This is a genomic window from Luteibacter pinisoli, assembly GCF_006385595.1.
GTDB classification, from domain to species: domain Bacteria; phylum Pseudomonadota; class Gammaproteobacteria; order Xanthomonadales; family Rhodanobacteraceae; genus Luteibacter; species Luteibacter pinisoli.
Genome location: NZ_CP041046.1, coordinates 3,954,870 through 3,977,500, shown reverse-complemented (window position 1 = coordinate 3,977,500; position 22,631 = coordinate 3,954,870). Strand labels below are relative to the sequence as shown.

The following is a 22,631-nucleotide window of genomic DNA, read 5'->3' as shown; positions in this document are numbered from 1 at the left end:
GAAGATGCAGCGTTCCCGCGGCAAGACGGAAAGACCCCGTGAACCTTTACTATAGCTTTACACTGAACGTTGAGTTCTTCTGTGTAGGATAGGTGGGAGGCTATGAAACCAGGACGCTAGTTCTGGTGGAGCCATCCTTGAAATACCACCCTGAAGTGCTTGACGTTCTAACCTAGGTCCGTAATCCGGATCGGGGACCGTGTATGGTGGGTAGTTTGACTGGGGCGGTCTCCTCCCAAAGAGTAACGGAGGAGCACGAAGGTACGCTCAGCGCGGTCGGACATCGCGCACTGTGTGCAAAGGCATAAGCGTGCTTGACTGCGAGATCGACGGATCAAGCAGGTACGAAAGTAGGTCTTAGTGATCCGGTGGTTCTGTATGGAAGGGCCATCGCTCAACGGATAAAAGGTACTCCGGGGATAACAGGCTGATACCGCCCAAGAGTTCATATCGACGGCGGTGTTTGGCACCTCGATGTCGGCTCATCACATCCTGGGGCTGTAGCCGGTCCCAAGGGTATGGCTGTTCGCCATTTAAAGTGGTACGCGAGCTGGGTTCAGAACGTCGTGAGACAGTTCGGTCCCTATCTGTCGTGGGCGTTGGAGATTTGAGAGGGGCTGCTCCTAGTACGAGAGGACCGGAGTGGACGTTCCGCTGGTGTTCGGGTTGTCATGCCCATGGCATTGCCCGGTAGCTACGAACGGAAGCGATAACCGCTGAAAGCATCTAAGCGGGAAGCGCGCCTCAAGATGAGATCTCCCGAGAGCTAGACTCTCCTTAAGGCACCATCAAGACTAGGTGGTTGATAGGCACGGTGTGGAAGTGCAGCAATGCATTGAGCTTACGTGTACTAATGAGCCGTGAGGCTTGACCATATAACCCCAAGACGCTTCACCGTCTTAATCTCTTACTCGCTGTTCGACTAAAACCCGGACGCTTGTCACTCGTTTACACCCTCTGTGGAGCCGGCGCTCGAAAAGCGCTGCTCCCACCCCTTCCCTGGCGGCTATAGCGGCGTGGTCCCACCTGATCCCATCCCGAACTCAGAAGTGAAACGCGCATGCGCCGATGGTAGTGTGGCTCAAGCCATGCAAGAGTAGGTCACCGCCAGGGGCCTTACACCCGGAAACCCGGTCTCATCTGAGACCGGGTTTTCTTTTGCCTGCGTTTTGGCAAAACCAAATATCTTTCGCATCGGCTAATCTACGGTTATGGATCTACGTCTTAATCGCCGCCAGGAAGAACTCGTCGCGATCGTCCAGCGCGAAGGTTTCGTCGCCGTCGACGAGCTGGCCACCCACTTCGACGTGGCCCCGCAAACCATTCGTCGCGACCTCAACCTGCTCGCCGATGGCGGCCTCATCCGCCGTTACCACGGCGGCGTCAGTGCCCCTTCCAGCGTCGAGAACGTCGCCTACGCCGCGCGCCAGTCCCTGCAGGCGGCGGAAAAGCACCGCATCGCCGAGGCCATTGCCCGGCACATCCCCGATGGCTCGTCGCTCTTCATCAACCTCGGTACCACCAACGAGGATGTCGGCCGCGCGCTGCTCGAGCACCGCGACCTGCGTGTCATCACCAACAACCTCAATATCGCCATCCTGCTCAGCGACAACCCCACCTTCGAGGTGATCGTCGCCGGCGGGGTGGTGCGTGGCCGTGACCACGGTGTCACTGGCGAGGCCACCATCGAGCTCATCCGCCAGTTCAAGGTGGACTACGGCATCATCGGCATCTCGGGCATCGAGCTCGACGGCACGCTGCTCGACTTCGACTTCCACGAAGTCCGCGTCGCCCAGACCATCATCGACCACTCGCGACAGGTCATCCTGGGCGCCGACCACACCAAGATCGGCCGCAACGCCATGGTCCGCCTGGGCGATTTCTCCCGGGTGCACGCCTGGTACACCGACAAGGCGCCGCCTGAGGAGCTGCTCCCCGTACTCGCCGCCGCCGGCACCCAGCTCCACATTGCTGACTAACGATCGGCCGTTTTCGCTGCATTGCAGCGTGCGATGTTCGTTTGTGTTCGAATATGCTCCTTTGACGCCAGTGAAGCGTGGATCGACGTGTGAAATGTTCGTTATCGCGCAAGGATGCCGCGTAAAAACGAAAAAACGAACGTACCCGAACGTAGGGTTTTCTCCTTCGACGCCACCTTCGCCCCTAGCCGAGCGGAGCATGTAATGGTTGAGCAGGTCGATGTCCTGGTAATTGGCGGTGGCGTAAACGGCGTGGGCATTGCCCGTGACGCGGTGGGGCGTGGCCTCTCTGTCTGGCTGTGCGAGCGCGACGACCTGGCCTCGCACACGTCCAGCGCCGCCACGAAGCTCATCCACGGTGGCCTGCGCTATCTCGAGCAGTTCGAGTTCGCCCTGGTGGGCAAGGCGCTCGCCGAGCGCGAGGTGCTGCTGCGTGCCGCACCCCACATCATCTGGCCGCTGCGCTTCGTCCTCCCACACCAGCCGCACCTGCGCCCGGCGTGGATGATCCGCATCGGCCTGTTTCTTTACGACCACCTCGGCCGCGGCCGCCGCACCTTGCCGGGCTCGCGCCGCGTGCGCTTTGCCAAGCACGTCACCGGCGAGCCGATGCGCGCCGAGTTCACCCAGGGCTTCGTCTACTCTGACGCCTGGGTGCAGGACGCGCGCCTGGTAGTGCTCAACGCCATGGACGCCGTGCACCGCGGCGCCAAGATCGAAACCCACACGCGCTGCGTCAACGCACGCCGCGATGGCGACACCTGGATCGCCGAGCTGGAAGCACGCGACGGCTCGCGTCACTTCGTCCGCGCCCGCGCCCTGGTCAACGCCGCCGGCCCCTGGGCCGCCAGCTTCCTCGACGACGTGGCGCACGTGAAGCACACGCACACCCTGCGCCTGATCAAGGGCAGCCACATCGTCGTGCCGAAGATCTTTGACCACCGCTACGCGTACATCTTCCAGCAACCTGACCGGCGCATCGTCTTCGCTATCCCCTACGAGCGGGACTTCACCCTGATCGGCACCACCGATATCGAGTACAAGGCGGATCCCTCGCATCCGGTCATCGATGCGGAGGAAACCCAGTACCTGTGCGAAGCGGTGAACCGCTACTTCAAGAAGCAGCTCACCCCCGCCGACGTGGTCTGGAGCTACAGCGGCGTGCGTCCGCTCCTGCAGGACGAAGCGGGCAGCGCCTCCGAAGTGACCCGCGACTACCTCCTCGATATCGACCAGAGCGGCGGCGCACCCTTGCTGAACGTCTTCGGTGGCAAGCTCACCACGTTCCGCAAGCTCTCGGAGGAAGCCGTCGACAAGCTGGCCCCGCTGCTCGGCAACGACAAACCCGCGTGGACCGCCGATGCGCGCCCGCTGCCCGGCGGCGGCGAACGCGACATCGATGCCCTCACCGACGATATCCGTGCGTCGCGCCCGTGGCTGCCGGAAACCTTTGCCTGGCGCCTTACCCACATGTATGGCACCCGCGCACGTGACCTGCTCGGCGAAGCCAATGGCCTCGAGGCGCTCGGCACGCATTTCGGGTCCGATCTCTACCAGGCGGAGGTCGATTACCTCGTCCGCCATGAGTGGGTGACGGAAGCCGAGGACGTGCTGTGGCGGCGGAGCAAGATCGGCCTGCGCGTCTCGAAGGACGATGTGCAGCGCCTTACCGACTACCTCAATCAACGGGTCCCCAAGGGAACCTCCACCCACCCGTAACGCCACGGCGCTACGTAACCATGAAACCGATGGAGAGACGGATCATGCGGCAACAGATCGGCGAACTGATATCCGAAGCCCTGGCGATGTTCATCATCATCGCCTTCGGCGATTCCGTGGCATGTATGTACGTGCTCTACGACCCGAGTCCCTACCTCAATGCCTACTGGGGCGTGTGTATCGCGTGGGGCCTCGCGGTCACCATTGCCATCTACGCGACCGCCTCCGTCTCGGGCACCCACGCCAACCCGGCCGTGACCCTGGCCCTGGCGATCTTCCGCGACTTCTCGTGGAAGAAGGTGGTGCCGTACTGGATCGCGCAGGTGATCGGCGCCTTCCTCGGCGCGGCCATCGTCTACGCGCTGTTCGGGCCGGTCATCGACCACTTCAACGAAACGCACAACCTCACGCGTGAAGCGGGCGGGGCGGCAGGTGTGTTCTTCACCCACCCAGGCCTGGCGATCACGCCGATGCATGCGCTCTCCGATCAGATCATCCTCACCGCGTTCTTGCTGTTCGGCATCTTCGCCATCACCGAGCAGTACAACGAGACCGCACCGGGCGCCAACAGCGGCGCGCTGATCATCGGCCTGCTGGTGGCCACCATCGGCGCCTCGATGGGCTACCTCGAAGCCTGGGCGATCAACCCGGCGCGTGACTTCGGCCCGCGCCTGTTCGCCTTCTTCGCTGGCTGGGGGTCGTCGGCGCTGCCTTCACCGGACAACTACTGGTGGGTGCCCATCGTCGGCCCGTTGATCGGCGGCGTGGTGGGTGGCGGCGCGTACCAGCTGCTGGTCCATCCGTTCCTGCCGGCACGCCAGCGTGCGCTGGAAGAAGCGCGCCAGGCCGCCAACCGCAATTCGTCCAACCCCACCCGTTAAGAGGCCCCAGATGAGCAAGCAGAAATACATCCTCGCCATCGACCAGGGCACCACCAGCTCGCGTACCATCCTGTTCGATCACGACGGCAACATCGCCGGCACCGCGCAGCGGGAGTTCCCGCAGATCTTCCCGCAGCCGGGCTGGGTAGAACACAACCCGCGCGAGATCATGACCAGCGTGCTCTCGACGATGACCGAGGTCATCAGCAGCTCCGGCATCGACGCCGCCTGCATCGAAGGCATCGGCATCACCAACCAGCGCGAAACCGCGGTGGTGTGGGACAAGGCCACCGGCCAGCCGATCTACAACGCCATCGTGTGGCAATCGCGCCAGACGGCTGACATCTGCGAACGCCTGAAGAAGGAAGGCCACGAGGAGATGGTCCGCGCGAAGACCGGCCTGCTCATCGACGCTTACTTCGCCGGCACCAAGGTGCGCTGGATCCTCGACCACGTGGAAGGTGCACAGGAGCGCGCCGAGAAGGGCGAGCTGCTGTTCGGCACCATCGACACCTGGGTGATCTGGAACCTCACCGGCGGCAAGGTGCACGTCACCGACTACACCAACGCCTCGCGCACGCTCATTTACGACATCTACAAGCGCCAGTGGGACGATGAGTTGCTGAAGATGCTCAACATTCCGAAGGCGATGCTGCCGGAAGTGAAGTCGTCGTCCGAGGTGTACGGCAACACGCTGGCCAAGCATTTCTTCGGCCGCGAGGTGCCGATCGCCGGTATCGCCGGTGACCAGCAGGCCGCGCTGTTTGGCCAGGCCTGTTTCGAGGAAGGCCTGGCGAAGAACACCTACGGCACCGGCTGCTTCATGCTGATGAACACCGGCGAGAAAGCGGTGCCGTCGAAGAATGGCCTGCTCACCACCATCGCGTGGGGCCTGGACGGCAAGGTGGAATACGCGCTCGAAGGCAGCATCTTCGTCGCGGGCTCGGTCATCCAGTGGCTGCGCGATGGCCTGCGCATGCTCGGCAAGGCCTCGGATTCGCAGTCGTATGCGGAACGCGCGAAGGACAACGACGGCGTGTATTTCGTGCCCGCGTTCGTGGGCCTCGGCGCGCCATACTGGAAGAGCGACGTCCGCGGTGCGGTGTTCGGCCTGAGCCGCGGCACCACCAAGGAGCAGTTCATCCGCGCCGCGCTGGAATCCATGGCCTACCAGACCCGCGACGTCCTCGAAGCGATGCAGAGCGACTCCGGCATCCAGCTGAAGGAACTGCGCGCCGATGGCGGCGCCATCGCCAATGACTTCATGGCCCAGTTCCAGGCCGACATCCTCGACGTGACCCTGCTGCGCCCGAAGGTGCAGGAAACGACGGCACAGGGCGCCGCCTACCTCGCCGGCCTCGCCGTCGGCTTCTGGGCAAGCAAGGAAGACATCGCCAAGCGCTGGGCGGTGGATCGCGAGTTCAAGCCCGCGATGACCAAGGAAACGCGCGACGACCTGTACGACGGCTGGAAGCAGGCCGTGAACGCAACGATGGGTTTCAAGCCGCGCAACTGATCCGCGTGTCGATGTAAAGAAACGCCTGCGAGACGCTAAGGCTCGCAGGCGTTTTTTACTTGAGCAGTAGCCCGGCGGTTGTCCCATCGATAACCGACCAACGTAAGGCCCGATACCACGGGCGTGGTTTCAGGCCCTTTCTCAAACCGTACATTCAACCGCTCGTTCGGATCGGCCACGCGGACAAAAACGTACTCACCGTCGCGTCCATAAGGATCGACCGTGCCGATTTTCCGAAAGCCAAGTTTGCCCATGGCACTCTCGACGCTTGCGAGAGCGAGCTGTCCGTCCGGCGATGTCCCGGAGATGCTCAGTTCGGAGCGATACCCCTCTTTGAGGTTGAGGTGCGGGTCCTCGATCCACGCCGATGTCCTGCCGGCCTCATAACGTGAGGTTTGCAGGCGCGATCCCCAGCCAAAGGGTTCATCGGAGGAAACCGTCTCGATCGAGGTCCAATGATCGACGTGACCCGGCTGGTTCGCGGAAGGCAGGCGAAGCATGGCGCGCCACGCCGCCGAATCAACGAACCCGTGGGCATCGGCGATGAGCGGGCACAACTGGCGCCAGGCCGCAGCGTAGCCGCCAGGCACGCCCGACGCGGGAGAGGTCGTTGGGTACGCGACCATGCCGAACAGGGCGAGCCACCCTGCGATGTAGCGAAGGTGATGCGGGGACATCCATGACTCCCTGTACCGTTTAACTAACCTTCGACGATTCCAGTTCCGTCGTCTGCCGATAACCGCGCACGCCCTTGGAGCTGTACTCCTCCATCAGCGATTTCACGGCGCGCTTTACCGACGGCACGTACCAGAAGGCGCGGTACGTGCGACCTTCCGCGGGATGCGGGGGCGCCGCGACGGTCGTGGACGTGGTGGCGCCATTACCCGTGGTGCCGATCGAGCTGTTGGTGGATGCGCTCGTACCCGTGGTCATGCCGCTCCACGTGCCTTCCGCTTCAATCTTGAGGGCGTGGAATTTTCCCGCGGGGACTTCGACGTCTTCCCAGCCGACCACGACGTAGTGCGAGGACCACGTCTCCGTCGAGTACATCGGGTTGGGGTTCATCGCGGTGTAGCTCACGTCCCACGACTTGCCTTCGCTCAACGGAAACACGAACGGCCGTTCTATGACGGTGGGTTTGCCCGAGGCCTGGCGCGTGCTGCTCCAGTCGGTGCCAAACAGTTCGGCGACCGGCGGCGTCGTGGCGCCGGTGGGCTGCACGTCGAGGTAGATGGTGTCGTGGCTGACACGCTCCACCTTGCTGTCCACCTCGCGGCGGTCGAAGTGCTCGCCCTTCTCCGTGGTGACGCGGTACGTCCACGCATCATCGGTCTTGACGTGAGGCGCCTCGGCGCTCTGGGCGTAGATCGCGGGCGCGGCAAGGAGCAAGCCGATGAGCAGCGGCAGTCGAAGCATGTGCGTTTTTCCCCTGGTGTGGTGGTGACTTCCTCGCGGCGAGTCTAGCGCCGGATTCTGGCGGTCGCCTATAGGGTCAGCCATCGCAAGAAAATACGACTCACACAACGAAAAAGGGGCGACGCATCGCTGCGCCGCCCCTTTATTCAAGCCTTATCAGGCCAGCTTGTAACCGAACTGCTCTTCAAACTCCGCGACGAACTGGTCGTAGGTGAAGAACTGGTTCTGCGTGCCCGGGTGCTCGACCTTCAGCGCGCCCATCAGCGACGCCATGCGGCCGACGGTGGCCCAGTCGTGGTTCTTCATGATGCCGAAGATCAGGCCGGCGCGGTACGCATCGCCGCAACCGGTCGGGTCGACCACCTGGCGCTCGCGTGCCGGCGGGATCTCGATGGTGGTGCCGTCGGCGTAGATGAGCGAACCGCGCGGGCCGAGCGTCACGATGTAGGCCTTGACCTTCGAGGCGATGGTCGCCGCGTCCCAACCTGTGCGCTGCTGCAGCAGCTGCGACTCGTAGTCGTTGACGATGACGTACGTGGCCTTCTCGATCATCGAGCGGAACTCGTCGCCGTTGAACAGCGGCATCGCCTGGCCCGGATCGAAGATAAACGGCACGCCGCGCGCAGCGAACTCGTCCACGTGCTGCAGCATGGCCTCGCGGCCATCCGGCGCGACGATGCCGAACTCGTAGTTGGGGATGTCCCGCACGTGGTTGTCGTGCGCGTTGGACATGGCACCCGGGTGGAACGCCGTGATCTGGTTGTTATCCAGGTCGGTGGTGATGAAGCACTGCGGGGTGAACATGTCGTCGTACTGGCGCACGCCGTCGAGGCGGATGCCGTGCTTTTCCATGTGCGCGCGGTACGGGGCGAAATCCTGGCCCACGGTCGCCACCGGCATCGGCTCGCCACCGAGCAGCTTCAGGTTGTACGCAATGTTGCCGGCGCAGCCGCCGAACTCGCGGCGCATCGCCGGCACCAGGAACGACACATTCAGGATATGAACCTGGTCCGGAATGATGTGGTTCTTGAACTGGTCCTGGAACACCATGATGGTGTCATAGGCGAGCGATCCGCAGATTACGGCAGTCATCGTGTAAGCAACCCTGAGAAATGAATGGTGTCGCGGCGCAGCGGGCGCACGCGTACAGGAGCCGGGCCGGACGTCATTCCGGTAAACCGGCGGATCGTACTAAAAAATGCCCCCCGCGGCGACTCCCCAATCACGTACAGAATTACGGATCCAGTACAGAATTCCATCGCATCATTCAGACTTACAAGGCTTTCTTAACTTCTCCGCCCTTGCGCCGCAAGGGGGCGCAACTTAGACTCGCGTGCTTACTTTTTCCGGCTAACGGGCGCCCGCCGCATCATGTTTAAGAAGTTCCGCGGACTCTTTTCGAACGACATCTCCATCGATCTCGGCACGGCCAATACGCTCATCTACGTGCGCGGCCAGGGCATTGTCCTGAACGAGCCGTCGGTGGTTGCCATTCGCCAGGACCGTGGTCCGGGCGGCCCCCGCGCGGTTGCCGCGGTGGGTGGCGACGCCAAGCGCATGCTGGGCCGTACCCCGGGCAATATCGCCACGGTGCGTCCGATGAAGGACGGCGTCATTGCCGACTTCACCATGACCGAGGCGATGCTCCAGCATTTCATCAAGCAGGTTCACCGCTCGCGGATGCTGCGTCCCAGCCCGCGCGTGCTGGTCTGCGTGCCCTGCGGCTCCACCCAGGTGGAGCGCCGCGCCATCAAGGAATCGGCCGAAGGCGCCGGTGCCCGTGACGTGTTCCTGATCGAAGAACCCATGGCCGCCGCCATCGGTGCCGGCATTCCGGTGCACGAGGCCCGTGGCTCCATGGTCCTGGACATCGGTGGCGGTACCTCCGAAGTGGCGGTCATTTCGCTCAACGGCATCGTCTACTCGCAGTCCGTGCGCGTGGGTGGCGACCGCTTCGACGAAGCGATCATCAACTACGTGCGCCGCAACCACGGCACCCTCATCGGCGAATCCACCGCCGAGCGGATCAAGCTGGAAATCGGCTGCGCCTTCCCGCAGAGCGAAGTCCGCGAGATCGAGATCTCCGGCCGTAACCTGGCCGAGGGCGTGCCGCGCATGTTCACCATCAACTCCAACGAAGTGCTGGAAGCCCTGCACGAGCCGCTCTCCGGCATCGTGGCAGCGGTGAAGGCAGCGCTGGAACAGACCCCGCCGGAGCTCTGCTCCGACGTGGCCGAGCGTGGCATCGTCCTCACCGGCGGTGGTGCGCTGCTGCGCGACCTGGATCGCCTCATTTCCGAGGAAACCGGCCTGCATGTGGCCGTGGCTGACGACCCGCTCACCTGCGTGGCACGCGGCGGCGGCAAGGCCCTGGAAATGATCGACCAGCACGGCAGCGATTTCTTCGCGTTCGAATGATGCCCCCGCGCGCCGCCTCGGCCAGGGCGCGCTGATCCATGGCCCTTAATCGCGACGATAAGTCGCCGCTGTTCTCGCCCGGTGTGGCGGGAACGCTGCGGCTTATCGTGTACCTCGCGCTGGCCTGCGTGCTGATGGTCCTGGACCATCGCGGCGGGTGGCTGGCCAATGTCCGTTACGGACTGTCGATCATCGTGGAACCCGTTTACCGGATCGCTGGCCTGCCGTCGCAGGGTTTCCAGGCGGCCACGGTGGCGTTCGCCGATCGCCAGCGCCTCACCGAGGCCAACCAGCGCCTGCGTGAGGACCTTCTGCTCGCCAACGCCAAGCTCAACCGCATGGCGTCCGTGGCCGAGCAGAACCAGCGCCTGAAGGAACTGCTCGACACCCAGCACAGCCTCTCGCTCAACGTGCAGCTGGCCCGCCTCATCGGCGTGGACCTGGGCGCGTTCCGCCATCGCATCACGCTGAACGTGGGCGCCCGCGACCAGGTGAAGACGGGGCAGGTGGTGATCGATGCGCGCGGCGTCATGGGCCAGATCATCGAGGTGATGCCGACCACGTCCGTGGCCATGCTCATCACCGACCCCAACCACGCCATTCCCGTGACCATCGAGCGCACCGGCCTGCGCACCGTGGCGTACGGCTCGCGTGCCGGCGACATGCTGACCCTGCCCAACATCCCGGTCTCGGCCGACGTGCAGGCGGGTGACAAGCTGGTGACCTCCGGCCTCGGCGGGCGTTTCCCGACTGGCTTCCCGGTGGGCACCATCCGCGACGTCGGCCAGACCGCGTCGGGCACCTTCCTCGCCGCGAATGCGGTGCCGGCCGCCGACCTCGATCGCAGCGAAGACGTATTGCTGCTGCACGACCTGGCCGAGAACGCCGGGCCGCCGGACCTCGCGCCCAACGCCGGCCCGCCGGCGGGCATGGCGCCGGATCCGAACGCGCCGCCGGCCACCCCGGCACCCGCGCCGACGCTGCCTCGGGTCACCGCACCCACCGCCAGCGGCGCGCCCGCACGCGCTTCCACCAGCGCGAACGGAGCCACGCCATGAACAAGACCCGCGTCCGCCAGCTCTGGTTCGCCGCCACGCTGCTGCTCTCGCTCGTGCTCATGCTGATTCCGCTGCCGGGCCCGCTCACGCCGTACAAGCCGTACTGGCCCGCGCTGGTGCTGCTCTACTGGTGCCTGCAGTCCGGCGATCGCGTGGGCCTTGGCCTGGCGTTCTGCCTGGGTCTCGGTGCCGACCTGTTCGACGGCATGCTGCTCGGCGAACAGGCCCTGCGCCTCACCGCCATGGTGTTCATCGCGCTGCGCTTCCGCTCGCGCCTGCGCTTCTTCCCCATGTGGCAGCAGACCCTGGCCGTGCTCGGCTTCCTGCTCAACGACCGCGTGCTCCTGCTGCTGGTGCGCGTGCTCGGCGGTGATCCGCTGCCGCCCGCGGATTTCTGGATCTCGCCCTTCGTGGGTGCGGCCCTGTGGCCGTTCCTGTTCCTGATCCTTGACGACCTGCGTGCGCGCCTGCGCATCCACGAGGCATGAGCCTCCGGCGCGCCTCCATCAAGGAAACGCGCGGTGAGGTGGCGTTGTTTCGCCGCCGCGCGCTGGCCGGCTTTGGCCTGATCCTGCTTGGCCTCATCGCGGTGTGCACGCGCTACGTGTACCTGCAGGTGTACCACCACGACGAATTCGCGGCGCGCTCGGAACAGAACCGGATCAAGCCGCGCGCGATCCCGCCGGCGCGTGGCCTCATCTACGACCGCAACGGCGTGCTGCTCGCCGACAACGTGCCGGCTTTCCGCCTGGAAGTGACGCCCGAGCAGGTCGACAACATGGACACCATGCTGGCGAACCTCGGCGCCGTCGTGCCGCTCAGCGACGACGACATCAGCGTGTTCAAGAAGCAGGTGAAGCAGGCGCGCCGGTTCGAAGGCGTGCCGCTGAAGCTCAAGCTCACCGAAGACGAAATCGGCCGTTTCGCCGTGAACCGCTGGCGCTTTCCCGGCGTGGACGTGGTGCCGTACCTCACGCGGCGCTATCCCATGGGGCCGGAATTCGCCCACGTCATCGGCTACGTCAGCCGCATCGACGCGGACGACCTGGATCGCATGGACGACGAGGAAGAGGCCAGCTACAAGGGCACCACGCATATCGGCCGGATCGGCATCGAACGTTCTTACGAGAAGCTACTGCACGGCGCGCCGGGCTATGAGCTGGTCGAAGTGAACGCCGACGGCCGCACCCAGGCCGTGCTGGACACCACGCCGCCCACGCCGGGCAAGAACATCTACCTCTCGATCGACGTGCGCCTGCAGAAGGCCGCGCTGGAAGGCCTGGCCGGGCGTGCGGGCGCGGCCATCGCCATCGATCCGCGCAACGGCCAGGTGCTCGCGTTCGCCAGCTTCCCGACCTTCGATGCCAACCTGTTCGTCAACGGCATCAGTGGCGCGGACTACAAGGCGCTCACCAACGACCCGGACAAGCCGCTGTACAACCGCGCCCTGCGCGGCGTGTATCCGCCCGGCTCGACGGTGAAACCGCTGCTCGCCCTCGGTGGCCTGACCCTGGGCCTGCGCCGGCCGAGCGACACCGTGTTCTCGAACGGCCAGTTCTGCATTCCCGGCCAGACCCGCTGCTATCGCGATGACGACCGCGGCGGCAACGGCACGGTCAACATGATGCAGGCCATCGAGCATTCGACGAACACGTACTTCTACAAGCTCGCGCTGGACATGGGCATCGACCGCCTGTCGGGCTGGATGTCGAAGTTCAGCTTCGGCAGCAAGACCGGGATCGACCTGGTCGGCGAGGTGGAAGGCGTGCTGCCCTCGCGCGAGTGGAAGGCGAAGCGTTCCAAGGCGGGCTGGTTCCCGGGTGAAACCATCATCTCCGGCATCGGCCAGGGTTACTGGGCGGTCACCCCGATCCAGCTGGCGCATGCCATCGCCACGTTCGCTGGCCACGGTATCCCGTACGCGCCGCACCTGCTCATGGATACCCAGGATGGCGTGGACAGCCCGCGCGTCGCGCAGTCGTTCCCGCCGGAAGGACCCTCGCTGGTCCGCCGCGACAGCGACTGGCAGGCGGTGAACCAGGGCATGGTCGACGTGATCAACTCGGGCAAGGGCACCGGCAAGAAGGTCGGTATCGGCTTCCCGTTCGTGATGGCGGGCAAGAGCGGCACGGCCGAGCGCTTCTCGCGCAAGACCGACGCCTACGACAACAACAAGAATAGCGCCTACCTCGCCGCCCGCCACCGCGCCTGGTTCATCGCCTATACGCCCGCCGAGGATCCGAAGATCGCCGTCGCCGTGCTGCTCGAAGCGGGTGCCTGGGGCGCGCAGGATTCCGGCCCCATCGTGCGCAAGATCCTCGACCAGTGGGTGGTCGACGAAGGCGGCCCGCGTCCGGAACCGCTGCCCCCGGGGCCGATCGCCACGGCGGATGCGCCGGTGGAAAGCGCGCCGGCCAGCGACAGCAGCGTGCAGGGCGCCCAGCCCGCCCCGGCGGAAAGCAGCGAGCTACCCCCCGACGATAGCGGGGAGGACCAGTAACGTGTTCCAGCAATTCACCGTCCGCATGAAGCGTTTCGGGCTGCGCCTGCTTACCCGGCCGCGCCTGGACCTGCCGCTCCTGCTCGCCCTGTTCCTGCTCGCCTGCGCGGGCCTGGCCACGCTGTACAGCGCGGGCGGCGGCAACTATTCCCTCGTCGGCGGCCAGGCCGCGCGCTTCGTCCTCGGCGGCGTGCTGCTGCTGGTGATCTCGCGGATCCCGCCGCCCGTGCTGCGCTCGTGGACGCCCTGGCTCTACGCAGGCAGCACCGCGCTGCTGTTCGTGGTGGCGGCGCTGGGCGAGGGCAGGGGGGCGTACCGCTGGCTCGATCTCGGCTTCATGCGCTTCCAGCCCTCCGAGCTGCTGAAGCTCACCATGCCGATGATGGTGGCCTGGTACCTGCACCCCCGCCAGCTGCCGCCGGGCTGGAAAGACATCATCGTCGTCGGCCTGCTGATCGCCGTGCCGGCCGCGCTCATCGCCGAACAGCCCGACCTGGGCACGGCATTGCTGGTGGCGGGGGCGGGCGCCTTCGCGCTGTTCCTGTCGGGCATGGCCTGGTGGCGCATCGGCCTGCTGGTCGGCGGCGCGGGCGCGGCCATCCCGGTGGCCTGGCAGTTCCTCCACGAATACCAGCGCAACCGCGTCCGCACCCTGCTCGATCCCGAATCGGACCCGCTGGGCAACGGCTGGCACATCATCCAGTCGAAGATCGCCGTGGGCTCCGGTGGCGTGTTCGGCAAGGGCTGGCAGCACGGCACGCAGTCGCGCCTGGACTTCCTGCCCGAGCACACCACGGACTTCATTTTCGCGGTGTTCTCCGAAGAATTTGGCCTGGTCGGCGTCATCGCCATCATGCTGCTGTACGCCTTCATCATCGGCCGCTGCCTGTGGATCGCGATGAATGCGCGCGACACCTACTCGCGCCTGCTGGCTGGCGCCATCGGTATGAGCTTTTTCGTATACGTGGCCGTCAACGGCGGCATGGTCGCCGGCATCCTGCCCGTGGTCGGCGTGCCGATGCCGCTGGTGAGCTACGGCGGCACGTCGGCCGTCTCGCTGCTGACAGGCTTCGGCGTGCTCATGTCCATCCACGCCAATCGCAAACTCCACGATTAATGGCTGAACGCAGGCCGTGCAAGGCCCCGGAAGCGCCACTTTTGCGTGGTACGCTTCGGGGCATGGATGATGTTCTGCCCGCGCATCGCGCACGACCCGCACGAATCTTTCCGCGCCTGCTAGGCGCGACGCTTTTGCTCCCCCTGTTTTTCGCCGCCCCGGCGCGCGCGGCCGAGACCCATCCGGGCCAGGCCGAGCTCGTCCGCGAGGTCGCGAAAGACACCGGCAAGAGCCCCTGGGCGCTGAACAAGCTGCTCGACGGCGCGAAAATGCAGCAGGGCATCATCGATGCGATGAACCGGCCGGCCGAAGGCAAGCCGTGGAGCGCGTACCGGCCGATCTTCCTCACCGAGGATCGCATCGCCGCCGGTGCCGATTTCTACCGCACGCACCGGGCGCTGCTCGACGGCATCAGCCGCAAGTACGGCGTGCCCGCGGAATACATCGTCGCCATCGTCGGCGTGGAAACCTTCTACGGCCGCAATACCGGCAAGTACAAGGTGCTCGATGCGCTCACCACGCTGGCCTTCTACTACCCCAAGCGCGCGCCGTTCTTCCGCGAGCAGCTGAAGACCCTGCTTGAGTTGCCCTCGAACCACCTGGGTGGCCCGCTGGACACGCTCACCGGTTCGTACGCGGGCGCGCAGGGCTGGGGCCAGTTCATGCCCTCGTCCATCCGCGACTGGGGTGTCGATTACGACGGCGACGGCCGCATCGACATGAAGGGCTCGATGGGCGACATCTTCGCCAGCGTCGCCAACTACTTCAAGGAACACGGCTGGCAGACCGGCGGCCCGATCGCCGCGCGCGCCCAGCCGGATCGCAAGGCCAAAGCGCCGGCGGTACCGAAGGACTGGCGCCCGGTGGCGCCGGTGGAATCCTTCGTCGCCACGGGCTTCGCGCCGTTGCAGCACCTGGATCCGGGCCGCGACGCGCAGCTGTTGCGCCTGGACGGCCCGTCGGGTGACGAATACTGGTTCACCTTCCAGAATTTCTACGTGATCACCACCTACAACCGCAGCCCGATGTACGCGCTGGCGGTCGACCAGCTGGCGCAGGAGATCCGTGCCCGCGTGAAGGGACCGAACGCGCGATGAAAACGGCCACCGTGGGGGCGGTGAACATGATGCGGACGGCGCTCGTTCTCACGGTGATGTTGCTGGCCGCGTGCGGCGGCGGGCATAACACCCGGCCGGTCGCGCGGGGTGGCTCGCCGAGCCGCGGCGGGCACGACGACATCAGCAAATCGCAGTCATCGCGCTACCGCTCCAACAGCGACAGCGTGCCCACGGACATCCCCGACGTCAGCAAGATTCCCGAGCCGGTGCCGAAGGTGGAGCCGCGTTCGCTGTACGGCAACAAGTCGCCGTATTCCGTGCTCGGCCAGACCTACAACGTGATGTCCAACCCGCGCGGTTACGTCGAGCGCGGCATCGCGTCGTTCTACGGCAACAAGTTCCACGGCTACAAAACCTCGAACCTCGAGGAGTACGACATGTACCAGTTCAGCGCGGCGCACAAGACGCTGCCGCTGCCGAGCTACGCGCGTGTCACCAACCTTGAGAACGGCAAGAGCGTGGTCGTGCGCGTGAACGATCGCGGCCCGTTCCACGAAAACCGCATCATCGACCTGTCGTTCGCCGCGGCCGTGAAAATCGGCGTGTGGCCCAGCGGCACCGGCCTGGTCGAAGTGCGTGCGATCGACCCGAGCGACCCGGACGCCGTCTACACCGCCACGCCGCCGCTCGCCTCCACCGCACCCAAACCCTCGCCGGTGACGGCCCCGCCGCCGCCCGCCCGTCCGGCGCGCAGCCCGGCGCCGCCCGCGGCACGCACCGCGCCGACGCCGTCGGCCGTCGTGGCGGGTGCCGTCCTGGCCTCCACGCCGCGTCCGGCACCGAACACGACCACGTCGACGCCCGTTGCGGTCGGTAATCCCGAGGATGCCGGCCCTGTGCAGGGCATGACGGATGCCTCGGCGAGCGAGGCGCTGCCGCCGATGGCAGGGCAGGGCGCACGTCCCGTGGCCTCCCCATCCGGCCCGGTCGCGGCACGTGGCCCGTCCGCGGCGATTCCCGCGCCCGTCGGCAACGCCGCCAGCCCCTCCGGCGTGGCCGGCAAACCCACGATTTACCTCCAGGTCGGCGCCTTTTCCGACACCGCCAACGCCCAGCGCGTGGCCGACCAGTTGAACCGGGCCGGCCTTGGGCCGGTCAGTGTGGTGGAGACCAGCATCGCCGGGCGCAGCGTGCGCCGGGTGCGGGTGGGCCCCCTCGCCGATGTGGACACCGCCGACCGCGTGACCGACCAGATTGCCGGCATGGGCCTGCCCAGGCCCTCGGTCGCGGTAGACTGAGCCCCTTTTTTCCTGCTTGTTTTTGACTGGACCGCTGAAACGATGAAGCTCTTGCCCCGTTCCCTGTTCGCTTTCGCCGCCGCCGCGCTCGTCGCTGGCGTCACCGTGGCGCAGCAGACGCCGCCGCGCCCCGCGGTACCGCGCCCCGTCGTGCCCGAGGCCCCCGTGCCGCCGCCGCCGGATGTGGAAGGCAAGAGCTGGGTGCTGATGGACTACAACACCGGGCAGATCATTGCCCAGAAAGACATGGACATGCAGGTGGAGCCGGCCTCCATCACCAAGGTGATGACGGACTACGTCGTCTCCGCGGAAGTGGCCAACGGCAAGATCCACATGACCGACCCGGTCACCATCAGCGAGAACGCATGGCGTGGCGGCGGTGCGAGCACCGACGGTTCCACCAGCTTCCTCAAGCTCAACAGCCAGGTGCCGCTGAAGGACCTGCTGTACGGCATGATCATCCAGTCCGGTAACGATGCCGCCATCGCGCTGGCCGAGCACACCGCCGGCTCCGAGCCCGCGTTCGCCAACCTGATGAACGCCTATGCCAAGCAGATCGGCATGGTGCATTCGAACTTCGAGAACGCCTCGGGTTACCCGGTGGCCAATCACTTCACCACCGCCCACGACATCGCCATCCTGTCGCGCGCGCTGATCCACGACTTCCCCGAGGATTACGCGATCTCGGCCGTGAAGGAGTTCGAGTGGAACGGCATCAAGCAGCACAACCGCAACCTGCTGCTGTGGCGCGATAACACCGTCGACGGCATCAAGACCGGCCACACCGCGGCCGCCGGCTACTGCCTCGCCGCCTCGGCCAAGCAGGGCGACGCCCGCATGATCGCCATCGTGATGGGCGCCGGCAGCGAAAAGGGCCGTGCGGATTCCGCGCTGGCGCTGATGAACTACGGCTTCCGCTTCTACGAAAGCCACAAGCTGTACGACGCCAACAAGCCGCTGGCCACGCCGAAGCTGTGGAAGGGCGCGGAAAACACGCTGCCGCTGGGCGTCGCTGAAAACGTGCTGGTCTCGGTCAAGCGCGGCGACTACGACAAGCTCAAGGCCAACCTCGACGTGCCCGGCACGCTGATCGCCCCGTTCAAGAAGGGCCAGCAGGTCGGCACGCTGCGCGTCACCCTCGATGGCCAGCCGGTGCAGACCATCCCCCTGGTGGCGCTCAACGATGCCCCGGAAGGCGGCTTCTTCTCGCGCCTGTGGGACACCATCATGCTGTGGTTCCATAGCGACGACAGCGGCAAGAAGTAAGGAGGGCGAGCGATGAAAGAAATCGACTTCAGCCAGGCCCAGGCCGAAGGCAAGGGCTTCCAGTTCCCGGCCCAGTTCGAGGTGACGGCGATTGGCAATGCCAACGCCGGCCTCACAGCCCGCGTGCCGGAGATCCTCCACGGCATCGGCCTGGAGGTGCTCCACGAGACGGTGACCTCCAAGCTGACCCCGGCCGGCAACTACGAGTCGGTGACCATCAGCTTCGTCGCACCGACCCGTGAGAAGTACATGGAGGCCCACGAGGCCCTGCGCGCGGACGAGAACATCCGCTTCACTCTCTGAGGGGTTCTTGTATCGTGGGGCCTGAAGCCGCATTTAGGCCCCATTCCCCTCAATCCCCCCTGCGCCAATGACCCTCCCCCTCAACGTACGCCGGCTGGGGCGCGTGCCCTACGAAACCTCCTGGCAGGCCATGAGCGCCTTCACCGACAACCGCACCGACGACACCGTCGACGAGCTGTGGCTGCTGGAGCACGACCCGGTGTTCACGCTGGGGCAGGCCGGGCTGGAGGAGCACGTGCTGTTCGCCGGGGATATCCCGGTGGTCCGCGTGGATCGCGGCGGCCAGGTCACCTACCACGGCCCGGGCCAGATCGTGGCCTACCCCATGATCAACCTGCGCCGCGTGGGCGTGGGCGTGCGCGAGCTGGTCTGCAAGATCGAGCAGGCGATCATCGACACCCTGGGCGACTGGAACATCGGCGCGGCGCGCCGCGAGGGCGCCCCCGGGGTCTATACGGCGGACGCCAAGGTGGCCGCCCTGGGCCTGCGCGTGCGCCGCGGCTGCAGCTTCCACGGGCTGGCCTTCAACATCAACATGGACCTCGAACCCTTCCACCGCATCAACCCCTGCGGCTACAAGGGCTTGGAGGTCACCCAGATGGTAGACTTGGGCGGTCCGTCGCGGTTGTCAGACGTGGAAGACGTCCTGGTACAGGAATTCTGTAAGCAGTTTGGCTTCCACGCCGTCGAATCCGCCCCCATCATCCCCGAACTCCCCGCCCGCGTTGCGGTCTGAGGTCGTAGCCGTTATGAGCCAAACCGCCCCTTTCCCCTCCCGCAGCATCCCCATCGCCGTCGTCGACAAGCCCGGCGAGAAGATGCTCGGCAACGACAAGATCGCGCTTAACCGCGCGGCTTTCGACACCGACGTGCCCGTGCTGCGCAAGCCCAGCTGGATCCGCGTGCGCCTGCCCCAGGGCAACGCCGTGCAGCAGCTGAAATCGCGCCTGCGCGAGAACTCGCTGGTCACGGTCTGCGAGGAAGCCTCCTGCCCGAACATCCACGAGTGCTTCTCCAAGGGCACCGCCACGTTCATGATCCTGGGCGAGGTATGCACCCGTCGCTGCTCGTTCTGCGACGTGGCCCACGGCCGCCCGCTGGCGCCGGATCCGCTGGAACCGGCCCGCCTGGCCGAGACCATCCGCGACATGCGCCTGAAGTACGTGGTGATCACCTCGGTGGACCGCGACGACCTGCGCGACGGCGGTGCCGAGCACTTCGCCTCGTGCATCCGCGCCGTGCGCCACGCCAGCCCGAACATCCGCATCGAGATCCTCACCCCGGATTTCCGCGGCAAGGGCCGCATGGAGCGCGCGCTGGAGGTCCTCAAGGATTTCCCGCCGGACGTCTTCAACCACAACCTCGAAACCGTGCCGCACCTCTACCGTGAAGTGCGCCCGGGTGCCGATTACCAGTGGTCGCTCGACCTGCTCAAGCGCTTCAAGGCGCAGCACCCGGACGTGCCGACCAAGTCCGGCATCATGCTGGGCCTGGGCGAAACCTACGAACAGGTGCTCGAAACCATGCGCGATCTACGCGCCCATGACGTCGACATGATCACCATCGGCCAGTACCTGCAGCCCACGGCGCATCACCACCCGGTGGTTCGTTACTGGACGCCGGACGAATTCGAGGCGCTGCGCGTCGCCGGTGAAGAAATGGGTTTCTCCCATGTCGCTTCTGGCCCGTTGGTGCGATCCTCCTACCATGCCGACCTGATGGCCCACGCCGCCGGCGTCGTCGAATAAACGATCCAAGCACTACCGAGGCTTTCATTACATGACCCTTCGCCCCGTGTCGCTCGCCCTCCTGCTGGCCCTTTCCGCCGCGGGTGTGCACGCCCAGAATGCCGCCCCCCAGCAGCCTGGCGCGACACCGCCGGTGAAGGGATCGGCCCCGCAGCCCAAGGACGCCTCCGAAGCCGCCACCTCGCCCGAGCCGCAGCGCAAGGAATCGACGCTGCCGCTGAAGCCCACCTCGGCGGAAACCCAGGCGGCGCAGCTTTCCGCGCGCTTCCTGACCCGTTTCCATTACCAGGCCCAGCCGCTCGACGACGCCATGTCGGCCAAGATCTTCAAGGCCTACTTCGACGACCTCGACAGCGAGAAGGTGTTCTTCACCCAGGAAGACATGGCCAAGTTCGAACCGCTTAAGACGCAGTTCGACGACGCCATCTGGAACCAGGACCTGACCGGCCCGTTCACCGTGTTCAACCTGTACATCACCCGCGCGGTGGACCGGATGAACTACGCGCGTGGCCTGCTCAAGAAGGGCTTCGACTTCAACACGAACGAAAGCTTCAACTTCGATCGCAAGAAGGCGGCCGTGCCGAAGAACCAGGCCGAACTGGACGACGTGTGGCGCAAGCGCACCATGAACGACTGGCTGCGCCTGAAGCTGGCCGGCAAGAGCGACGACGACATCCGCAAGACGCTGGACAAGCGCTACGCCACGTACATCAGCCGCGTGCGCCAGCTGGATGACGAAGACGCCACCCAGGCTTTCATGACGGCCTACGCCAATTCCACGGACCCGCACACCGATTACCTCGGCCCCCGCGCCGCGGATGCGTTTGATATCGCCATGCGCCTGTCGCTGGAAGGTATCGGCGCGGTGCTGCAGGCGCGCGACGACTACACCACCATCCGCGAGCTGGTCCCGGGCGGCCCGGCCGCCAAGTCCGGCAAGGTCAAGCCGGGCGACCGCATCGTCGCCATCGGCCAGGGCGAAACCGGCCCGATGGTCGATGTCGTGGGCTGGCGCCAGGACGACGTGGTCAAGCTCATCCGCGGCAAGAAAGACACCACCGTACGCATCGAAGTCCTCCCGGCCGACGCCGGCGTGGACGGCAAGCACGACATCGTCACCCTTGTCCGCAAGAAGGTGACCATGGAAGAGCAGGCCGCCAAGTCGAAGGTCATCGACGTGAAGGACGGCGACATCACCCGCAAGATCGGTGTGATCGAACTGCCCACGTTCTACCAGGACTTTGGCGCGCGCCGTAACGGCGATGCCAACTTCAAGAGCGCCACCCGCGACGTCTCCAAGCTGCTCACCGAGCTGAAGGCGCAGAAGGTGGAAGGCGTGATCATGGACCTGCGCAACAACGGCGGCGGCTCGCTCAACGAAGCCACCGAACTCACCGGCCTGTTCATCGACACCGGCCCCGTGGTCCAGGTGCGCGATGCGCGCGGCCAGGTGGAAGCGCAGGGCGACGACCAGGCGGGTATGTCGTGGGATGGCCCGATGGCCGTCATGGTCAACCGTGGCTCGGCCTCGGCGTCGGAGATCTTCGCCGCCGCCATCCAGGATTACGGCCGCGGCCTGATCATCGGCGAGCCGACCTTCGGCAAGGGCACCGTGCAGAACCTGGTGGACCTGGACCGTTTCGGCAAGGCGCAGACCGGTGAAGACGCCAAATACGGCGAGCTGAAGATGACGATCGCGGAGTTCATCCGCATCAACGGCGACAGCACGCAGCTGCACGGCGTCACCCCGGACGTGCAGTTCCCGCAGAACGGCGACGCCAAGGAATTCGGCGAGTCCACTTACGACAACGCGCTGCCGTGGCGTCACATCGATCCGGCCGACTACAAGCCGGTCGCCGACCTGAAGCCCATCGTCGGTCCGCTCAACCAGAAGCACCAGGCGCGCGTCGCGACGTCGCCGGCGTGGAAGCTGATGCTCGACGAACTCGCGCAGTACCAGAAGCTGCGCGACAAGACCGACATCTCGCTGAACTTCGCCGCCCGCCAGGCCGAGCGCAAGCAGTTCGACCTGACGCAGGCCGACTTCCGTAACCGCCGCAAGGCGATCTTCGGTGGTGACGGCAGCGCCGATGCCGGCGACCAGGACAACGGTGATGACGGCCTCAACGCGAACGAGCGCAGCATCAAGAGCGACCTGAAGCAGGAAGCCGAAGCCAAGAAGGCCAAGGACACCCCGCTGGAGGAAGCCGCGCACATCGTCAGCGACGAAGTCACCCTCATCAAGGGCGATGCGAAGGTCGCGTCCACCGTGCTCCCGTACGGCGGCCGCAAGATCGACACGCCGCCGCAGACGGCACAGGCGACCAAGCCTGCACCGGATAGCCCGCGGTAAC

The 22,631-nt window shown here is 65.6% G+C and carries 19 protein-coding genes and 2 rRNA genes (1 of these 21 only partly in view); 18 read left to right on the top strand and 3 right to left on the bottom strand.

The annotated features are described in order from the left end of the window. From FIV34_RS18040 to glpK, 6 genes are all read left to right on the top strand, one after another. Positions 1–875: ribosomal RNA gene (locus FIV34_RS18040) — 23S ribosomal RNA — on the top strand; it begins 2,010 nt to the left of the window's first position. Positions 876–998: 123 nt separating this feature from the next. Next, positions 999–1,113 (top strand): 5S ribosomal RNA (gene rrf / locus FIV34_RS18035). A 98-nt stretch (positions 1,114–1,211) separates the two neighbouring features. Continuing rightward, positions 1,212–1,979 carry a DeoR family transcriptional regulator gene (locus tag FIV34_RS18030; RefSeq protein ID WP_139984897.1) on the top strand — a complete coding sequence of 256 codons (768 nt, stop codon included), beginning with the start codon at positions 1,212–1,214 and terminating at the stop codon, positions 1,977–1,979. A gap of 204 nt (positions 1,980–2,183) precedes the next feature. Further along, the gene (glpD, locus tag FIV34_RS18025) at positions 2,184–3,698 is read left to right on the top strand and encodes a glycerol-3-phosphate dehydrogenase (RefSeq protein ID WP_139984896.1); all 1,515 of its coding nucleotides are present in this window, start codon (positions 2,184–2,186) and stop codon (positions 3,696–3,698) included. Between the two features lie 41 nt (positions 3,699–3,739). Next, positions 3,740–4,579 carry an MIP/aquaporin family protein gene (locus FIV34_RS18020; protein WP_139986073.1) on the top strand — a complete coding sequence of 280 codons (840 nt, stop codon included), beginning with the start codon at positions 3,740–3,742 and terminating at the stop codon, positions 4,577–4,579. Positions 4,580–4,589: 10 nt separating this feature from the next. Then, positions 4,590–6,095 carry a glycerol kinase GlpK gene (glpK, locus tag FIV34_RS18015; protein WP_139984895.1) on the top strand — a complete coding sequence of 502 codons (1,506 nt, stop codon included), beginning with the start codon at positions 4,590–4,592 and terminating at the stop codon, positions 6,093–6,095. A 35-nt stretch (positions 6,096–6,130) separates the two neighbouring features. Here the strand turns inward: glpK and FIV34_RS18010 are convergent, their stop codons facing one another. The 3 genes from FIV34_RS18010 to FIV34_RS18000 form a co-directional block, all read right to left on the bottom strand. Next, on the bottom strand, positions 6,131–6,772 hold the full coding sequence (locus FIV34_RS18010) for a hypothetical protein (protein WP_139984894.1): 642 nt from the start codon (positions 6,770–6,772) through the stop codon (positions 6,131–6,133). A 19-nt stretch (positions 6,773–6,791) separates the two neighbouring features. Beyond that, positions 6,792–7,511, bottom strand: a complete 720-nt coding sequence (locus FIV34_RS18005; protein ID WP_139984893.1) for a hypothetical protein — start codon at positions 7,509–7,511, stop codon at positions 6,792–6,794. 156 nt (positions 7,512–7,667) lie between these two features. Continuing rightward, positions 7,668–8,603 carry a carbohydrate kinase family protein gene (locus FIV34_RS18000; protein ID WP_139984892.1) on the bottom strand — a complete coding sequence of 312 codons (936 nt, stop codon included), beginning with the start codon at positions 8,601–8,603 and terminating at the stop codon, positions 7,668–7,670. A gap of 279 nt (positions 8,604–8,882) precedes the next feature. On the opposite strand from FIV34_RS18000, the gene FIV34_RS17995 reads away from it, so the two are divergent. The 12 genes from FIV34_RS17995 (at position 8,883) to FIV34_RS17935 (ending at position 22,630) form a co-directional block, all read left to right on the top strand. Further along, on the top strand, positions 8,883–9,929 hold the full coding sequence (locus tag FIV34_RS17995) for a rod shape-determining protein (RefSeq protein WP_045831253.1): 1,047 nt from the start codon (positions 8,883–8,885) through the stop codon (positions 9,927–9,929). Positions 9,930–9,967: 38 nt separating this feature from the next. Beyond that, on the top strand, positions 9,968–10,987 hold the full coding sequence (gene mreC / locus FIV34_RS17990) for a rod shape-determining protein MreC (RefSeq protein ID WP_139984891.1): 1,020 nt from the start codon (positions 9,968–9,970) through the stop codon (positions 10,985–10,987). Further along, a complete protein-coding gene (gene mreD / locus FIV34_RS17985) occupies positions 10,984–11,475 on the top strand; it encodes a rod shape-determining protein MreD (protein WP_139984890.1) in 492 nt (163 codons plus the stop codon). Before mreC ends, mreD begins: the two co-directional genes overlap by 4 nt. Continuing rightward, entirely contained in the window at positions 11,472–13,487 is a 2,016-nt protein-coding gene (mrdA, locus tag FIV34_RS17980; RefSeq protein ID WP_139984889.1) for a penicillin-binding protein 2, read from the top strand. The genes mreD and mrdA overlap by 4 nt, the downstream gene beginning before the upstream one ends. Before the next feature lie 25 nt (positions 13,488–13,512). Beyond that, on the top strand, positions 13,513–14,604 hold the full coding sequence (gene rodA / locus FIV34_RS17975; protein WP_139986071.1) for a rod shape-determining protein RodA: 1,092 nt from the start codon (positions 13,513–13,515) through the stop codon (positions 14,602–14,604). A gap of 134 nt (positions 14,605–14,738) precedes the next feature. After that, positions 14,739–15,701: a lytic murein transglycosylase B gene (mltB, locus tag FIV34_RS17970; protein ID WP_246058670.1), complete on the top strand. Its 963-nt coding sequence runs from the start codon at positions 14,739–14,741 to the stop codon at positions 15,699–15,701. Beyond that, positions 15,698–16,960, top strand: coding sequence for a septal ring lytic transglycosylase RlpA family protein (locus FIV34_RS21540; RefSeq protein ID WP_425462898.1), 1,263 nt, complete (start codon positions 15,698–15,700; stop codon positions 16,958–16,960). Before mltB ends, FIV34_RS21540 begins: the two co-directional genes overlap by 4 nt. Positions 16,961–17,002: 42 nt before the next feature. Next, the gene (locus FIV34_RS17955; protein WP_139984887.1) at positions 17,003–18,226 is read left to right on the top strand and encodes a D-alanyl-D-alanine carboxypeptidase family protein; all 1,224 of its coding nucleotides are present in this window, start codon (positions 17,003–17,005) and stop codon (positions 18,224–18,226) included. Between the two features lie 12 nt (positions 18,227–18,238). Next, the gene (locus tag FIV34_RS17950) at positions 18,239–18,529 is read left to right on the top strand and encodes a DUF493 family protein (protein WP_139984886.1); all 291 of its coding nucleotides are present in this window, start codon (positions 18,239–18,241) and stop codon (positions 18,527–18,529) included. Positions 18,530–18,596: 67 nt separating this feature from the next. Further along, entirely contained in the window at positions 18,597–19,265 is a 669-nt protein-coding gene (gene lipB / locus FIV34_RS17945) for a lipoyl(octanoyl) transferase LipB (protein WP_139984885.1), read from the top strand. Positions 19,266–19,278: 13 nt separating this feature from the next. After that, the gene (gene lipA, locus FIV34_RS17940; protein ID WP_139984884.1) at positions 19,279–20,277 is read left to right on the top strand and encodes a lipoyl synthase; all 999 of its coding nucleotides are present in this window, start codon (positions 19,279–19,281) and stop codon (positions 20,275–20,277) included. 31 nt (positions 20,278–20,308) lie between these two features. Then, entirely contained in the window at positions 20,309–22,630 is a 2,322-nt protein-coding gene (locus tag FIV34_RS17935; protein WP_139984883.1) for a carboxy terminal-processing peptidase, read from the top strand. Position 22,631 lies beyond the last annotated feature (1 nt).

Bases quoted from the DNA above. Each gene is read 5' to 3' on its own strand.
- FIV34_RS18030 (WP_139984897.1), top strand. From the start codon at position 1,212: ATGGATCTACGTCTTAATCGCCGCCAGGAAGAACTCGTCGCGATCGTC.
- glpD (WP_139984896.1), top strand. From the start codon at position 2,184: ATGGTTGAGCAGGTCGATGTCCTGGTAATTGGCGGTGGCGTAAACGGC.
- glpK (WP_139984895.1), top strand. From the start codon at position 4,590: ATGAGCAAGCAGAAATACATCCTCGCCATCGACCAGGGCACCACCAGC.
- FIV34_RS18010 (WP_139984894.1), bottom strand. From the start codon at position 6,772: ATGTCCCCGCATCACCTTCGCTACATCGCAGGGTGGCTCGCCCTGTTC.
- FIV34_RS18005 (WP_139984893.1), bottom strand. From the start codon at position 7,511: ATGCTTCGACTGCCGCTGCTCATCGGCTTGCTCCTTGCCGCGCCCGCG.
- FIV34_RS18000 (WP_139984892.1), bottom strand. From the start codon at position 8,603: ATGACTGCCGTAATCTGCGGATCGCTCGCCTATGACACCATCATGGTG.
- FIV34_RS17995 (WP_045831253.1), top strand. From the start codon at position 8,883: ATGTTTAAGAAGTTCCGCGGACTCTTTTCGAACGACATCTCCATCGAT.
- mreC (WP_139984891.1), top strand. From the start codon at position 9,968: ATGGCCCTTAATCGCGACGATAAGTCGCCGCTGTTCTCGCCCGGTGTG.
- mreD (WP_139984890.1), top strand. From the start codon at position 10,984: ATGAACAAGACCCGCGTCCGCCAGCTCTGGTTCGCCGCCACGCTGCTG.
- mrdA (WP_139984889.1), top strand. From the start codon at position 11,472: ATGAGCCTCCGGCGCGCCTCCATCAAGGAAACGCGCGGTGAGGTGGCG.
- rodA (WP_139986071.1), top strand. From the start codon at position 13,513: ATGAAGCGTTTCGGGCTGCGCCTGCTTACCCGGCCGCGCCTGGACCTG.
- FIV34_RS21540 (WP_425462898.1), top strand. From the start codon at position 15,698: ATGAAAACGGCCACCGTGGGGGCGGTGAACATGATGCGGACGGCGCTC.
- FIV34_RS17955 (WP_139984887.1), top strand. From the start codon at position 17,003: ATGAAGCTCTTGCCCCGTTCCCTGTTCGCTTTCGCCGCCGCCGCGCTC.
- FIV34_RS17950 (WP_139984886.1), top strand. From the start codon at position 18,239: ATGAAAGAAATCGACTTCAGCCAGGCCCAGGCCGAAGGCAAGGGCTTC.
- lipB (WP_139984885.1), top strand. From the start codon at position 18,597: ATGACCCTCCCCCTCAACGTACGCCGGCTGGGGCGCGTGCCCTACGAA.
- lipA (WP_139984884.1), top strand. From the start codon at position 19,279: ATGAGCCAAACCGCCCCTTTCCCCTCCCGCAGCATCCCCATCGCCGTC.
- FIV34_RS17935 (WP_139984883.1), top strand. From the start codon at position 20,309: ATGACCCTTCGCCCCGTGTCGCTCGCCCTCCTGCTGGCCCTTTCCGCC.